The 13,965-nt window shown below is 63.2% G+C and carries 12 protein-coding genes and 4 tRNA genes; 7 read left to right on the forward strand and 9 right to left on the reverse strand.

Annotated elements, in window-relative coordinates; all coding sequences use genetic code 11:
- The 3 genes from gspD to AC19YX_RS24955 are packed head-to-tail and all read right to left on the reverse strand — an operon-like array spanning nt 1 to nt 4,026.
- Nucleotides 1-1,941 carry a type II secretion system secretin GspD gene (gspD, locus tag AC19YX_RS24945; protein WP_102047908.1) on the reverse strand — a complete coding sequence of 647 codons (1,941 nt, stop codon included), beginning with the start codon at nt 1,939-1,941 and terminating at the stop codon, nt 1-3.
- Nucleotides 1,942-1,948: 7 nt separating this feature from the next.
- A complete protein-coding gene (locus AC19YX_RS24950) occupies nt 1,949-2,377 on the reverse strand; it encodes a hypothetical protein (protein ID WP_078470771.1) in 429 nt (142 codons plus the stop codon).
- On the reverse strand, nt 2,374-4,026 hold the full coding sequence (locus tag AC19YX_RS24955; RefSeq protein WP_178102941.1) for a bifunctional UDP-sugar hydrolase/5'-nucleotidase: 1,653 nt from the start codon (nt 4,024-4,026) through the stop codon (nt 2,374-2,376). The genes AC19YX_RS24950 and AC19YX_RS24955 overlap by 4 nt, the downstream gene beginning before the upstream one ends.
- Nucleotides 4,027-4,259: 233 nt before the next feature.
- On the opposite strand from AC19YX_RS24955, the gene AC19YX_RS24960 reads away from it, so the two are divergent.
- Complete coding sequence (locus AC19YX_RS24960) at nt 4,260-6,293, forward strand: PhoX family protein (protein ID WP_500607252.1); 2,034 nt, start codon at nt 4,260-4,262, stop codon at nt 6,291-6,293.
- A 55-nt stretch (nt 6,294-6,348) separates the two neighbouring features.
- Here the strand turns inward: AC19YX_RS24960 and gspK are convergent, their stop codons facing one another.
- On the reverse strand, nt 6,349-7,314 hold the full coding sequence (gene gspK, locus AC19YX_RS24965) for a type II secretion system minor pseudopilin GspK (protein WP_421548483.1): 966 nt from the start codon (nt 7,312-7,314) through the stop codon (nt 6,349-6,351).
- A gap of 160 nt (nt 7,315-7,474) precedes the next feature.
- Here gspK and tatA point away from each other — a divergent pair, with 160 nt between their 5' ends.
- The 3 genes from tatA to tatC are packed head-to-tail and all read left to right on the forward strand — an operon-like array spanning nt 7,475 to nt 8,762.
- Nucleotides 7,475-7,693, forward strand: a complete 219-nt coding sequence (tatA, locus tag AC19YX_RS24970; RefSeq protein WP_020295575.1) for a twin-arginine translocase TatA/TatE family subunit — start codon at nt 7,475-7,477, stop codon at nt 7,691-7,693.
- Nucleotides 7,693-8,001 carry a Sec-independent protein translocase protein TatB gene (gene tatB, locus AC19YX_RS24975; RefSeq protein WP_078470777.1) on the forward strand — a complete coding sequence of 103 codons (309 nt, stop codon included), beginning with the start codon at nt 7,693-7,695 and terminating at the stop codon, nt 7,999-8,001. Before tatA ends, tatB begins: the two co-directional genes overlap by 1 nt.
- Nucleotides 7,998-8,762 carry a twin-arginine translocase subunit TatC gene (gene tatC / locus AC19YX_RS24980; protein ID WP_078470778.1) on the forward strand — a complete coding sequence of 255 codons (765 nt, stop codon included), beginning with the start codon at nt 7,998-8,000 and terminating at the stop codon, nt 8,760-8,762. The genes tatB and tatC overlap by 4 nt, the downstream gene beginning before the upstream one ends.
- 89 nt (nt 8,763-8,851) lie before the next feature.
- On the opposite strand, the gene AC19YX_RS24985 is transcribed toward tatC, so the two are convergent.
- From AC19YX_RS24985 to AC19YX_RS25000, 4 genes are all read right to left on the reverse strand, one after another.
- A tRNA-Asp gene (locus AC19YX_RS24985) sits at nt 8,852-8,928 on the reverse strand.
- Between the two features lie 19 nt (nt 8,929-8,947).
- Nucleotides 8,948-9,023: transfer RNA gene (locus tag AC19YX_RS24990), tRNA-Val, on the reverse strand.
- 187 nt (nt 9,024-9,210) lie between these two features.
- Nucleotides 9,211-9,287 (reverse strand) — tRNA-Asp (locus AC19YX_RS24995).
- Between the two features lie 19 nt (nt 9,288-9,306).
- Nucleotides 9,307-9,382 (reverse strand) — tRNA-Val (locus AC19YX_RS25000).
- A gap of 160 nt (nt 9,383-9,542) precedes the next feature.
- Between AC19YX_RS25000 and rdgC the strand changes: the two genes are divergently transcribed.
- The 3 genes from rdgC to sugE all read left to right on the forward strand — a co-directional run bounded on the left by rdgC (nt 9,543) and on the right by sugE (nt 11,971).
- A complete protein-coding gene (gene rdgC / locus AC19YX_RS25005; protein ID WP_020295578.1) occupies nt 9,543-10,463 on the forward strand; it encodes a recombination-associated protein RdgC in 921 nt (306 codons plus the stop codon).
- A 107-nt stretch (nt 10,464-10,570) separates the two neighbouring features.
- Entirely contained in the window at nt 10,571-11,536 is a 966-nt protein-coding gene (locus AC19YX_RS25010; RefSeq protein ID WP_201131964.1) for a bile acid:sodium symporter family protein, read from the forward strand.
- A gap of 117 nt (nt 11,537-11,653) precedes the next feature.
- The gene (sugE, locus tag AC19YX_RS25015) at nt 11,654-11,971 is read left to right on the forward strand and encodes a quaternary ammonium compound efflux SMR transporter SugE (protein ID WP_500607253.1); all 318 of its coding nucleotides are present in this window, start codon (nt 11,654-11,656) and stop codon (nt 11,969-11,971) included.
- A gap of 66 nt (nt 11,972-12,037) precedes the next feature.
- On the opposite strand, the gene AC19YX_RS25020 is transcribed toward sugE, so the two are convergent.
- A complete protein-coding gene (locus AC19YX_RS25020; protein ID WP_078470780.1) occupies nt 12,038-13,918 on the reverse strand; it encodes an MFS transporter in 1,881 nt (626 codons plus the stop codon).
- Nucleotides 13,919-13,965: the final 47 nt, after the last annotated feature.

Consider the following 13,965-nt stretch of genomic DNA (forward strand, 5'->3'; position numbering starts at 1 on the left):
TTACCATGTGCCAGCATCCAGGCGCTCGCGGCTGGCGGGGAACAACTGCAGCAAGGCATTGCTCTGCGAAAGCGCCGGCAAGGCCAGGGAGGTGTTGACCTTGAGGTTGCGGTATTTTTCGCTGCTGAGTTGGGCCAGGGTCTCACCGTCACGCATGATTCGCGGGCGGATAAACACCATCAGGTTCTGCTTGGTGCGCTGGCTGGAAGTGGAGCGGAACAGCCGGCCCAAGCCCGGAATATCGCCGAGCCAGGGCACGCGCTGGTCGCCGGATTTGGCTTCGTCGCCGATCAGCCCGCCGAGCACCACCAGGCCGTTGTCCTCGACCATGACCTTGGTCTTGATCTCGCGCTTGTTGGTGATGACATCGCTGGCGCCGGCACTGTCGGCAATCGAAGACACTTCCTGAACGATGTCCAGGCGCACGGTGTTGTCGATATTGATCTGCGGTTTGATCCGCAGCTTGATCCCCACTTCCTTGCGCTCGATGGTCTGGTAGGGGTTGGTGTTGTTTTGCGTGACCGAGCCGGTGACGAAGGGCACTTCCTGACCCACCAGGATCGACGCCTCGGCGTTGTCCAGGGTGAGCAGGGTCGGAGTCGACAGCAGGTTGAAGCCGCTTTCGCTTTTCAGCGCATTGAGCAGGGCCAGGAAATTCAGCCCGCCACCGCTCAGGTTGCCGACCCCGGCAGTCACCCCCGGGACATTCGCCAGAAGCTTGCCCAGGCCGGCGGTGTCGTTGCTGGAGGCGGCGGCCGCCAGGCTGGTGATGCTGGCGCCGCTGCCGGTGAAGTTGACCGCACCGCCGCCGAAGGAGTCGCCCATAAACAGCCACTGCACCCCCAACTCCTGGGCACGGGTGTCGGAGACTTCGGCAATGATCGCTTCGACCACCACCTGGGCGCGGCGGATATCCAGCTGTTCGACGATGGTGCGGTAGGCGGCGATTTCACTGTCCGGACCCACCATCACCACGGCGTTGGTGCCCTCCTCCGACTCCATGCGGATCCCCGAGGTGCTGACCGCCACCTGCTTCTGCTCGCCTTCGGCCGGTGGCGCGCCGGCCGCCGTGTCCTGGGTCAGGCCGCGCAGCACCTTGACCACCTCGGCCGCATTGGCGTGGCGCAGGTACATCACTACGGTGTTGGAACTGCGCAGCGCGCTCTGGGGTTGGTCCAGCTGCTTGAGCAGGGTCCGCACCCGCTGCCGGCTATCGGCACTGCCGCGCACCAGCAAGGCGTTGCTGCGTGGGTCGGCAATCACTTGCGCGCTGTCGGCGCCCTGTTCCCGGGCCAGCAGGCGGGTCATCAACTGCGCGGTGTCGTTGGCGCTGGCGTTGACCAGGGGCAACACCTCCAGGGGTTCCTGGCTGACCTGGTCGAGCTGCAACAGCAGGCTGTCGATGCGGTCCAGGTTGCTGCGCCAGTCGGTGATCACCAACAGGTTGGCCGAGGGATAGGGGGTAATCACCCCGACCCGGGGGTCGATCAGCGGCTTGAGGATGTTCAGCATCTGCTCGCTGGCGGCGTTGCGCACGCTGAACACCCGGGTCGCCATGCCGTCATTGACTTGCGGGTCCTGGCGCGAGGACTCCACCGGCACCGGCTCCAGGCGCGCCGCCTGGTCGGGCACGATCTTCACGCTGCCATTGGGCAGGTCGACCGCGGCAAACCCCTGGGCCCGCAGTTGGGCGAGAAAGATGTCGTAGATCTCTTCGCTGCCGAGCATCTCGATGCTACGCACCGTGACCTTGCCCTTGACCCGGGGGTCGATGATGAAGGTGGTGCTGGTGATGCGCGACACGCTGTCGATAAAGTCGGTCAGCTCGGTGTCGATGAAGTTGACCTCATACAAGGCCTCCTCTTCTTCGGCGCCGGCCGGAATAAAACTCAAGCTCAGGCACAAGGCCGTCAGGCCCAGGCATTTATTGATCATGTGCATAGTCGGTTCATTCCTGGCGCGTGAGGCCGATCACCGGCCGCCGGGGCGGCCACGGCAGGCGTTCGTGCTGCCCTTGATTGTCGAAAATCAGCCCGCGCTCATCGATGTCGTGCAAGACGATGCCCGGGGCCAGGCGCTGACCAAGGGTCAACGTCCGTTCTTGTTGCTGGTAACGCAGCACCACCACCGTGGCGCGCAGCTGGCTGGCCTTGAGGCTGCCCAGGTAATCGACCTTGAGCGTGGTCAGCGGCAAGTCGCTGCCTGGCGCCTGGCGCGGTGCCCAATGCCGCTGGAGCAGGTCGGCCACCGGAGCCGGTTGCGGATACTGCGGCGGCGGTTGCGCGGCGCCGTGCCAGAGTTGCAGCACGCAGCGCGCCGCCAGCCAGGCCAGCAGGGTCACCAGCACCAGGTTGAACAGGCCGCCGGCACGGCTCAACTGATCAGGCTCCGTGGGTGCCACCCGGGGTGACCCTGCACGTAACGCACGTGCGGCAGTTGCAGCGGCGCCAGTTGCCAATCCGCCGGCCGCTCGCGCAACCAGCCTTCCAGGTGTTGCCACAGCGGTTGCCCGGCCTCGGCGTCAAAGCCCAGGCCGAAGGTCCGGCATTGGCCGAGCGGTTCGGCAAACTCGCTGACCCGCTTGCCGCTGGGGCTGTAGGTGACCTGCCAGGGCTGGCCAAGCCAGCGCGGCAGATCCTGGCTGTTATCCAGCAGCAACGGCTCGCCAAACAGTTGCTCGGCCGCGTTCTCCAGCACCTGCCGTACCTGCTGCGCCGGCACGTCGACCACCGGCGCCGGGTAGCTGCCACTCAGGCTGATCAGGTGTTCGCGGGTAATCATCTGGCCCCGCGCCAGGGGGCTGTCGTAGCGCAACCCCGGCAGCAGCACCGCGCTGTCGGGCTGGCTCGCCAGTGCCTGGTGCAACAGGCGGTCCCAACTGCCGCCGCGCACATCGCGGCGCCAGAGGTTTTCCGGGGCCCGGGCCAAGGGTTGATCGAGCCAGCCGGCGTGGGCCGCCCGCTGTTGTTGCAGGCTTTGGCGCAGGCGTTGGGCATGGGCTTGTCCGCCAGCGTCCAGGGCATTGTTGAAGGCCGGGTAGAAGCGCGCTTCAAACCGCCACTGCCCGGCCTGGGCCTGGCACCGGATACGAAACGCGCCGCTGGCCCGGGCCCCGCCCAGCAGCACCGGGACCCGTTTGCCGGAGCCTTGCAGGATTTCCACCGGTTGCGGCCACAGGTCCTGACCCCGGGCACAGAGCACCAGATCGACCTGGCTCAGGCGCTCGGCCAGCCAGAACCCCGGACCAGTGCCGACATCGGCCAGGGCCACCACCAGGTCGGCTTCGGCCCGGGCCTGAGTCAGCACCGGCTGCAGGCTGTGCAGCCATTGCTTGAGGGAAGCTTTCTGATCCCGGGCATAGGGATCGGTGATCCCGACCACGGCGATGCGCACGCCGCCACGGCGGAACACACTCATGCCGGGGGTGGCCAGGCGTTGCGCGCTGTCGCTGGCCAGCCCGGCGCCCAGTACCGGATGGCCGAACTGGTGGTACAGCCCCTGGCATTGGTCCGGCCAGAGCACACGTTCATCGCTGCTGACTCGCACTTCGCTGCCAAGCAAGGCGCTGCCCTGGACTCCGGAGACCCCTCGGGTCAGGTAGGCCAGGCCACTGCCGTTCCAGCACTGGCCGTTTTCCAGGGTCAGGCTGTTGCCGTGGCCGGACTCCTCACGCAAGCGTTGCAGCAGCGCACCGAGCACCGCGTAGCCGCCGGTTTCTACGCCATCGCTCAAGGCCGCATCAAGCAGGCCATCGAGCGGGCTGCCGCCGGCTTGGGCAGAACGGGCATTGGCCCCGGTGATCCAGGGTGCCTGGCCGATACGTGTCGCCGGCCCCAGGCGAGTGGCGGGCACCACCGGGCGACCCGGCTGGCGGGCGTCGAGGGTATCGGCGACATACAACAGATCCACCGGCTGGCTGTCGCTCGGCCCCGCCGCAGCCCCCAGGCTGGAGCAGCCGGCGAGCCAGGGCGCACAGGCCCCGAGCGTCATCCATCCCAATACATCGCGCCGCACCATTGAAGCCATTGTTCTCTCACCCTGAGGCTAACTCTTCACAGGGGCGGCATAGTGGCGGGCAATTAATGACGGTTTAATGTCAGTTTTTTAACAGGGCTGAAATCTGCGGCCTTGTAACAAAAGGAAATAAAAGAAAGCAGGTTAAATCCGTTTTTAACAAAACCGCCAAAGAATCATCACACTCGGCTCTTACAGTCCCGGTTCCTTTCAAACCAACCGTGATCTACAAAGGACCTGATGAAATGAGTCGAGAGACTGGCGACAACCAGAATCGCAATCTGAGCCTCAACGAGCCGATGGAATCGGTACTCACTACCTACCTCAGCCGTCGCAGCGTGGTACGTGGCGGGCTCGGCGCCGCGATCGCCATGATTGCCGGCACCGGCCTGACCGGCTGCTTTGACAGCGACAGCGGCTCAGACAACGACAGCACGCCGCCACCGACCACCAAGCCAGCACTGAAACTGGGCTTCAACTCGATCCCCGGCTCCCTGATCGACGCCTGCACCGTGGCCGCCGGCTACACCGCCCATGTCCTGGCGCCCTGGGGCACGCCGTTGAACAGCACCGCCGCCGCCTGGAAGAGCGACGGCAGCAACACCTCGACCGACCAGGCCAACTCGGTGGGCATGCACCACGACGGCATGCGGTTCTTCCCGATCAATGGCAGCTCCACCGACGGCCTGATCGCCATCAACCACGAATACATCGACCAAGCCGCCCTGCACCCGGCCGGCGCCACCCTGATCGGCGGCATTCGCCCGGTCGAGGAAGTGCGCAAGGAAATCAACGCCCACGGCGCCGGCGTGATGCGCGTGACCAAGATCAGCGGCCGCTGGCAGGTGATTGAAAACGACCCGCTGAACCGCCGCTTCACCACCGCCACGGTGATGGACCTGTCAGGCCCGATGAAAGGCACCGACCACGTCAAGACCAAGTTCTCGCCCACCGGCACCCAGACCCGCGGCACCAACAACAACTGCGGCAACGGCTACACGCCGTGGGGCACCTACCTCACCTGCGAGGAAAACTGGCCAGGGATCTTCATCAATAAAAGCGGCGCGCGACCGGCAGACCAGGTGCGGATCGGCGTCGGCACCACCAACGGCAACTATCGCTGGGAAACCGCCGCCGGCGACCCGAGCGAAGTGGCCGAAGAGTTCAGCCGTTTCAACGTAACCCCCACTGGCGCCACCGCCACCGACGACTACCGCAACGAAGCCAGCACCTATGGCTATATCGTCGAGATCGACCCCTACAACTCCGCCACCCGCGCGGTGAAACGCACCGCCCTCGGCCGGTTCCGCCATGAAGGCTGCTGGCCGGGCCTGACCACCGCCGGCAAACCGGTGGTGTTCTACAGCGGCGACGACTCGCAGAACGAGTACCTGTACAAGTTCGTTTCCACCGCCCTGTGGGACCCGACCGACGCCAACCCCAGCGATCGCCTGGCCACCGGCACCAAGTACATGGACAGCGGCAAGCTGTACGTGGCGCGCTTCAACGCCGATGGCAGCGGCGACTGGCTGCTGCTCGACGTGGCCAGCGCCACCACCGACGGCAGCACCCTGGGGGCGAAATTCACCGACCTGCCGGGGATCATCCTCAACACTCGGGGCGCCGCCGACGCCGTGGGCGCCACGCCCATGGACCGCCCGGAATGGACCTCGGTCAACCCGCTCAATGGCGACGTCTACCTGACGCTCACCAACAACACCAGCCGCACCGTGGCCAACGCCGCCAACCCGCGCGTCAACAACAAGCACGGGCACATCATTCGCTGGCACGACGCCGACAATCAGATCGCCTTCACCTGGGACATCTTTGTCTTCGGCGCCAACGCCGCCGGCACCCCGGATATCAACCGCTCTGGCCTGACCGTACTCAACCAGTTCGCCAGCCCGGACGGCATGAGCTTCGACAGCCGTGGGGTGATGTGGATCCAGACCGACAACGGCGAATCCACCCTCACCAGCTACACCAACGATCAGATGCTGGTGGTGATCCCCACCAACCTGGTCGATGCCCAGGGCAAACAGGTGCCGGTCAACGCCCAGAACCAGGTCGACCTGCGGCGCTTCTTCGTCGGGCCCAACGGCTGCGAAGTGACCGGCGTGACCTTCACTCCCGACAACAAAACCGTGTTCGTCAATATCCAGCACCCGGGCAACTGGCCGTCCACCGATGTGGCCACCGATGTCACGGTCGGCACTGTGCGCCCACGCGCATCCACGGTGGTGATCCAGCGCAGCGATGGGGGTGAACTGGCGATCTGACAACCGCCCCGCCACCACAAAAGCCCCGACTGGTTCGGGGCTTTTGCCGTCTGCCCTATAAAGGCAGCGGTTCGCGCGAGCGCAGCAGCATGCCCTGGGCCGGCACCCTGGCATGCCACTTGACCACGCCCTGGGCTTCGACCCGGTATTGGCTGCGAAACAGCTGGCCGTCCAGATCGATCTCCAGTTGCAGCAGAAAGTGATCGCCATTGAGCTGCAAGCCTTCACTGATCCGCTCGAACGTCGGGTCATCCAGCGCTCCCAGGGCCTGGCGCAGATCGCCGGCATCGCGATAGCCCCCGGCAGGGCGTGCACTGACCAGGCGAGTCAGCAGCGAGCGCGACACCTCGCCCTCATACAGCGCATCCAGCAGCGGCAGCATATCCAGGCTCAAGGCATTGGCGTTCAGGCGCCAGCCCGAAGTTTCGGCCAGGGCGCACAATTGCGGGTAGCGCAGGGCCCGACCGGCATCGGCGGCCAGCAGCAGGTTCAACTCGCTGATATCGCCCATCAACTGATTGGCCGCCAGGCGCGGCGGCAACTGGCGCAGGTATTCGTTGCTTTCCGCACCCTGCAGGCGCGTCTGCTGGTCGGCGTCGAGCCAGTCGGCCAGGGTCTGCGCCAGGCGTTCGGCGGCCATGTCGGCGCCCAGCAACTGCACCAGCTGGCGTTGCGCACGCTCGGCCTCGGGGCCAATCAATGCATTGACGTTGAAACAGCTGTGCAGGTCGCGAATTCGAATGCTCGCCTTGCCGCCCTTGAAGTCATAGCTCAGGGGCTGCCCGCGCAGGGCCTGCCAGAACAGCGGGCTGGCGCGCCATAACGGGTCCTGCAGCGCCTGCTCGGTGAAGGCCAGCGCCGCCCGCTCGATAGCCCGCGCCTGCACCCGTTGCTGGATCAGCCGCACGCTGTCGACCTCCTGCCGCCCCTGCTCGACCATCCACGCCATGCCCCCCGCCAGCATTGCCAGGGCCACCAGGACCATCAACAACGCTGCCCCTTGCTGCCGTTTTCCGAACATCGCCACGCCGCCTTTGTTGAACAACAGGCGACAGTCAACACAGTGGATGTTTCAGCCAGGTGGCAGGCTCACACAAATCCCCCGAAAACGTCACCGCAGCGTCACAAAGCCTCGGCAAACTGCGCCTTTATATTTCAAATCAATGGCTTGGAGCGTCGATATGGGTGGTATAGGGATTTGGCAACTGGTCATCGTGCTGCTGATCGTGATGATGCTGTTCGGCACCAAACGCTTGAAAGGGCTGGGCAGCGATGTGGGCGAGGCGATCAAGGGGTTCCGCTCATCGATGGGCAACGAGCCCGGTGCCCAGCAGGACCCGGCAAAAACCGGGCTTGAGGTGGACGCCGCGCACAATCGATCCGCAGACAGCAAACACTGATGTTCGATATCGGCTTCAGCGAACTGTTGCTGGTCGGCCTGGTGGCTCTCTTGGTGCTGGGCCCGGAACGCTTGCCGGTTGCCGCGCGCAACGCCGGCTTGTGGCTGGGCCGGGCCAAACGCGCGATGAATACGCTCAAGGCCCAGGTGACCCAGGAGCTGGATAACGAGCACCTGCTCCAGGGCCTCGACCAGGCGCCTCTGCGGCAACTGGAACAGCAACTGCGCGACGGCATCCGCCTGGAGGCCCCGCCCCCGGGGGCGCCGCAACCCGAGAGCGGCACCCCATCAGGACACCCCACCCCATGAACGACTTGCCCTTGCCTGCTCGACGCCTGTCGGTGACCGGGCACCTGACTCAATTGCGCTCGCGCCTGCTGCGTTGCGCCCTGGCCATCACCCTGGTGTTCTGCGCCTTGTTTCCCTTCGCCCAGACCCTGTACAGCTTCGTCTCGCAGCCGCTGCGCGAATTCCTGCCCGCCGGCGCCAGCATGATCGCCACCGGCGTGACCTCACCGTTCCTGGCACCGCTCAAGCTGACGATGATGATTGCCCTGTTCATCAGCATGCCGCTGCTGCTGCATCAGGTTTGGGGGTTGATCGCACCGGCGGTGTATCGCCAGGAACGGCGGATTGCCGCGTGGTTGCTGGCCGTCAGCGTGCTGCTGTTTTACGGCGGCATGGCGTTTGCGTTTTTCCTGGTGTTCCCGATGATGTTCGGCTTCTTTACCAGCGTCACGCCGGACGGCGTGGCAATGATGACCGACATCGCGCTGTACCTGGATTTCATTCTCGCGCTGCTGCTGGCGTTCGGCCTGGCCTTTGAAATTCCGGTGGCGACCTTCCTGGTGATCTGGGCCGGCATCACCGACGTGCAGACCCTGCAAAAAAGTCGGCCGTACGTGATCGTCGGCTGCTTTGTGGTCGGCATGCTGCTGACCCCGCCAGACGTGTTTTCGCAAACCATGCTGGCGGTGCCGATGTGGATGCTGTTCGAGGTTGGCCTGCTGGCCAGCCGCTCGGTGAGCAAGCCGCGCACCGACGAGTCGTCATCTCACGCAGTAGGTTGAGCAGGGCAAAATCCGGGCACAAAAAAAGCGACCCTAAGGTCGCTTTCTTTGGTGCTTCCAAGCGTTCAAGGGGCTTGGAAACTGAATAATGGCGCAGCGGACGGGACTCGAACCCGCGACCCCCGGCGTGACAGGCCGGTATTCTAACCGACTGAACTACCGCTGCGCGTAGCGTTGAAAGTAAGTGGTGGGTGATGACGGGATCGAACCGCCGACCCTCTGCTTGTAAGGCAGATGCTCTCCCAGCTGAGCTAATCACCCTTTACCTTCGTTGCGGGGCGCATTCTCTCACAAAAATTCATAACGTGCTGATTTAAATAAACAATTTATTAAAAAAAGCAGAAATAATTGCAAGACAACGGGCACCCGCAAAATACAGGCACAAAAAAACCCGCGTTAGCGGGCTTTCCGTGGTGACCTGGCGTTCAGCGTTCCAGGTAACCGAATATGGCGCAGCGGACGGGACTCGAACCCGCGACCCCCGGCGTGACAGGCCGGTATTCTAACCGACTGAACTACCGCTGCGCGTAACACTTGAAGCGAATGGTGGGTGATGACGGGATCGAACCGCCGACCCTCTGCTTGTAAGGCAGATGCTCTCCCAGCTGAGCTAATCACCCTTCACTTTCGGTGTGGCGCGCATTCTACGGAGCGACCCGAACTCTGGCAAGCACTTTTTATAATAATTTTTTCATGCCTTCCAAAGGCTTAGCGAAGGGTTGGCCTGAGCAGCCGCGAAGAGAATAATGCCCTCCTTTGTATAAAGGAGAGATTCACCCCATGTGGTTCAAAAACCTGCTTATCTATCGCCTGACCCAAGATCTGCCCTTTGATGCTGAGGCGCTGGAAACCGCACTGGCCACCAAACTGGCGCGTCCATGTGCAAGCCAGGAGTTGACCACCTACGGTTTCGTCGCGCCGTTCGGCAAAGGCGAAGATGCGCCCCTGGTCCACGTCAGCCAGGATTTCCTGCTGGTTGCCGCGCGCAAGGAAGAACGCATCCTGCCTGGCAGCGTCGTACGCGACGCCCTGAAGGAAAAGGTCGAAGAGATCGAAGCCGAACAAATGCGCAAGGTCTATAAAAAGGAGCGCGACCAGATCAAGGATGAAATCATCCAGGCCTTCCTGCCCCGCGCCTTTATTCGTCGTTCCTCGACCTTTGCCGCCATCGCGCCGAAACAGGGCCTGATCCTGGTCAACTCGGCCAGCCCGAAACGCGCTGAAGACCTGCTCTCCACCCTGCGCGAAGTACTCGGCACCCTGCCGGTACGTCCGCTGACCGTCAAGACTGCACCGACCGCGATCATGACCGACTGGGTCAAGACCCAGGAAACCGCGGCCGACTTCTTCGTGCTCGACGAGTGCGAGCTGCGCGACACCCATGAAGATGGCGGCATCGTGCGCTGCAAACGCCAGGACTTGACCAGCGAAGAGATCCAGCTGCACCTGAGCACTGGCAAAGTGGTCACCCAGCTATCCCTGGCCTGGCAGGACAAGCTGTCCTTCATGCTCGACGACAAAATGACCGTCAAGCGCCTGAAGTTCGAAGACCTGCTGCAAGACCAGGCAGAACAGGACGGCGGCGAAGAAGCCCTCGGCCAGCTGGACGCCAGCTTCACCCTGATGATGCTGACCTTCGGCGAATTCCTGCCGGCACTGGTCGAAGCATTGGGTGGCGAAGAAATACCACAAGGCATCTGACCCTTGCGGGACCCGGCCTGGCCGCAGCCGCAACGCCGCAGCCAAGCCAGCCACTGTTTATAGACGCCACCGCCCGGGTGGCGTTTTCACATAATAAGGAACAGGCCATGCGTGCACTGGCTGCATTGAGTCGTTTTGTCGGCAATACCTTCGCTTACTGGGTGCTGATTTTCGCCGTGGTGGCGTTCCTGCAACCCGGCTGGTTCATCGGCCTCAAGGGCGCCATCGTGCCGCTGCTGGGCCTGGTGATGTTCGGCATGGGCTTGACCCTGAAGCTCGATGACTTCGCTGAGGTCGCGCGCCATCCATGGCGGGTGGCGCTGGGGGTGGTCGCGCATTTCGTGATCATGCCGGGGGTGGCCTGGCTGCTGTGCCAGGTGTTCCATCTGCCCGCGGAAATCGCGGTCGGGGTGATCCTGGTGGGCTGCTGCCCGAGCGGCACCTCATCCAACGTAATGACCTGGCTGGCACGGGGCGACCTGGCGTTGTCCGTGGCCATCGCCGCCGTCACCACCCTCCTCGCCCCGGTGCTGACCCCGGCGCTGATCTGGCTGCTGGCTTCAGCCTGGCTGCCGGTTTCGTTCATGGAGCTGTTCTGGTCGATCCTGCAGGTGGTGTTGCTGCCAATCGTGCTGGGCGTGGCGGCCCAGCGCCTGCTGGGTGATCGGGTGCGGCACGCGGTGGAGGTATTGCCCCTGGTATCAGTGGTCAGCATCGTGATCATCGTGACCGCCGTGGTCGCCGCCAGTCAGGCGAAGATCGCCGAATCGGGCCTGCTGATCATGGCCGTGGTCATGCTGCACAACAGCTTCGGCTACCTGCTGGGCTACTTCACCGGCAAGCTGTTCAAACTGCCGCTGGCCCAGCGTAAATCCCTGGCACTGGAAGTCGGCATGCAGAACTCCGGCCTGGGCGCGGCGCTTGCCAGCGCGCACTTTTCACCCCTGGCGGCAGTGCCCAGTGCGCTGTTCAGTGTCTGGCACAATATTTCCGGAGCGCTGCTCTCGACCTATTTCCGCCGCATGAGTGAAAAGGAAGACCGCAAGCAGGCCGCGCAACCCACAGCCGAGTAAGCGCGGGCTTGATCGAGGGTTTATTAGTGGGCACTATACTGCGCATCGCGGGGACGACCTCGCGGCTCGATCGAGTTATCAATCTGGGGACGGCCCCATCAATCGATGGAGGTGTTCATGCCCTGGATCATTCTGTTTTTTGCCGGCCTGTTTGAAGTTGGCTGGGCCGTCGGCCTGAAATACACCGACGGCTTCAGCCGCCCGCTGCCCACCGCCCTGACCGTGATCGCCATGGCCATCAGCCTGGGCCTGCTGGGCCTGGCCATGAAGGAGTTGCCCCTGGGCACCGCCTATGCGATCTGGACCGGGGTCGGCGCAGTCGGCACGGTGATCGCCGGGATCATTCTGTTTGGTGAATCCATGGCCCTGGTCCGACTGCTGAGTGTCGGCCTGATCATCGCCGGGCTGGTCGGTCTGAAGGTCAGCGCCAGCTGACGGCAAGAAATCCGATGCCAATAAAAACGCCCGCAATCATGCGGGCGTTTTTTTGCCTGGCTGAAACTAGCGCACGCTGCCGCGCAACTGCCCCACCAGCGTCTGCAAGTGGGCCGGCTCGGCGGCCTCCACGGCCACCGGCGGACCGGCCACCAGGGTCACGTGCGACCAGAGCCGGCGAAACAGCCCCTTGCCCGGATCGCGGCTGAAGAAGCTGCCCCATAATCCTTGCAGCGCCAACGGAATCACGGGCACCGGAGTCTCCTGCAGAATCCGCGTCAAGCCACCCTTGAACTCATTGAGCTCGCCATCGGCGGTCAGTTTGCCTTCCGGGAAGATGCACACCAACTCACCGTCCTTCAGGTACTGGGCAATCCTTTTGAAGGCCTTTTCGTAAATCTGCAGGTCTTCGTGACGCCCGGCGATGGGAATGGTCCCGGCCGTGCGGAAGATAAAGTTCAGCACCGGCAGGTTGTAGATTTTGTAATACATCACAAAGCGAATCGGCCGACGCACCGCACCGCCGATCAACAAGGCATCGACGAACGAGACGTGGTTGCACACCAGCAGGGCGGCGCCCTCGTCGGGGATCAAGTCCAGGTTGCGATGTTCGACGCGGTACATCGAGTGGCTCAGCAGCCAGATCATGAAGCGCATGCTGAACTCGGGCACGATCTTGAAGATGTAGCCGTTGACCAGAATGTTCAGCAGCGACACCACCAGGAACAAATGCGGGATCGACAGCTTGGCCACACTCAGCAATACGATGGAGACCAGCGCCGAGACCACCATGAACAAGGCATTGAGAATATTGTTGGCGGCAATCACCCGCGCCCGTTCCTTCTCCGGCGTGCGCGACTGGATCAAGGCGTACAGCGGCACGATATAGAAGCCACCGAACACACCGAGCCCGAGGATATCGAGCAACACCCACCAGCTCTGGCCAAACCCGAGCACCGCCAGCCAGCTATGCCCTTCAGGGTTGGCGCTCAGTGGAATGCCCCCCGAATGCCACCACAGCAACAGGCCGAAAATCGTCAAGCCCAGGGAGCCGAAAGGCACCAGGCCGATCTCGACTTTGCGCCCGGACAGCTTCTCGCACAGCATGGAACCGAGCGCGATACCCACCGAGAACACGGTCAGGATCAGCGTGACCACGGTCTCATCGCCGTGCATCCACTCCTTGGCGTAGGCCGGAATCTGCGTCAGGTAGATCGCCCCGACAAACCAGAACCAGGAGTTGCCGACAATCGAGCGCGACACTGCCGGCGTCTGCCCCAGGCCTAGGCGCAGGGTGGCCCAGGACTGGCTGAAGATATTCCAGTTCAGGCGCATTTCCGGGCTGGACGCAGCGGCCCGTGGAATGCTGCGACTGGCCAGATACCCCAGGACCGCGACCCCGATCATGGCCGTGGAGACGATGGGTGCGTAGTGCGCCGAGGACATCATGATCCCGGCGCCGATGGTCCCGGCCAGGATCGCCAGGAAGGTGCCCATTTCCACCAGGCCGTTGCCCCCCACCAGCTCTTCTTCACGCAGGGCCTGGGGCAGGATCGAATACTTCACCGGACCGAACAGCGCCGAGTGAGTGCCCATGGCGAACAGCGCCACCAGCATCAGCGACAGATGATCGAAGGCAAAGCCCACGGCGCCGACCACCATGATCGCGATTTCACCCAGTTTGATCAGACGGATCAGCGAGTCCTTGGCGAACTTTTCGCCAAACTGCCCGGCCAGCGCCGAAAACAGGAAGAACGGCAGAATGAACAACAAGGCACACAGGTTGACCCAGACCGAGCGATCGCCCTCGATGGTCAGCTTGTAGAGAATGGCAAGAATCAGCGACTGCTTGAAGATGTTGTCGTTGAATGCACCAAGGGACTGCGTGATGAAAAACGGCAAGAAGCGCCGCTTGCGGAGCAAGGTGAACTGCGAAGGGTGACTCATCTTCCATGTCCCTGAGTGGCGTGGATGCTGGTTATTGGAATGTCGAT

This window comes from Pseudomonas sp. MF09150 (assembly GCF_059862355.1).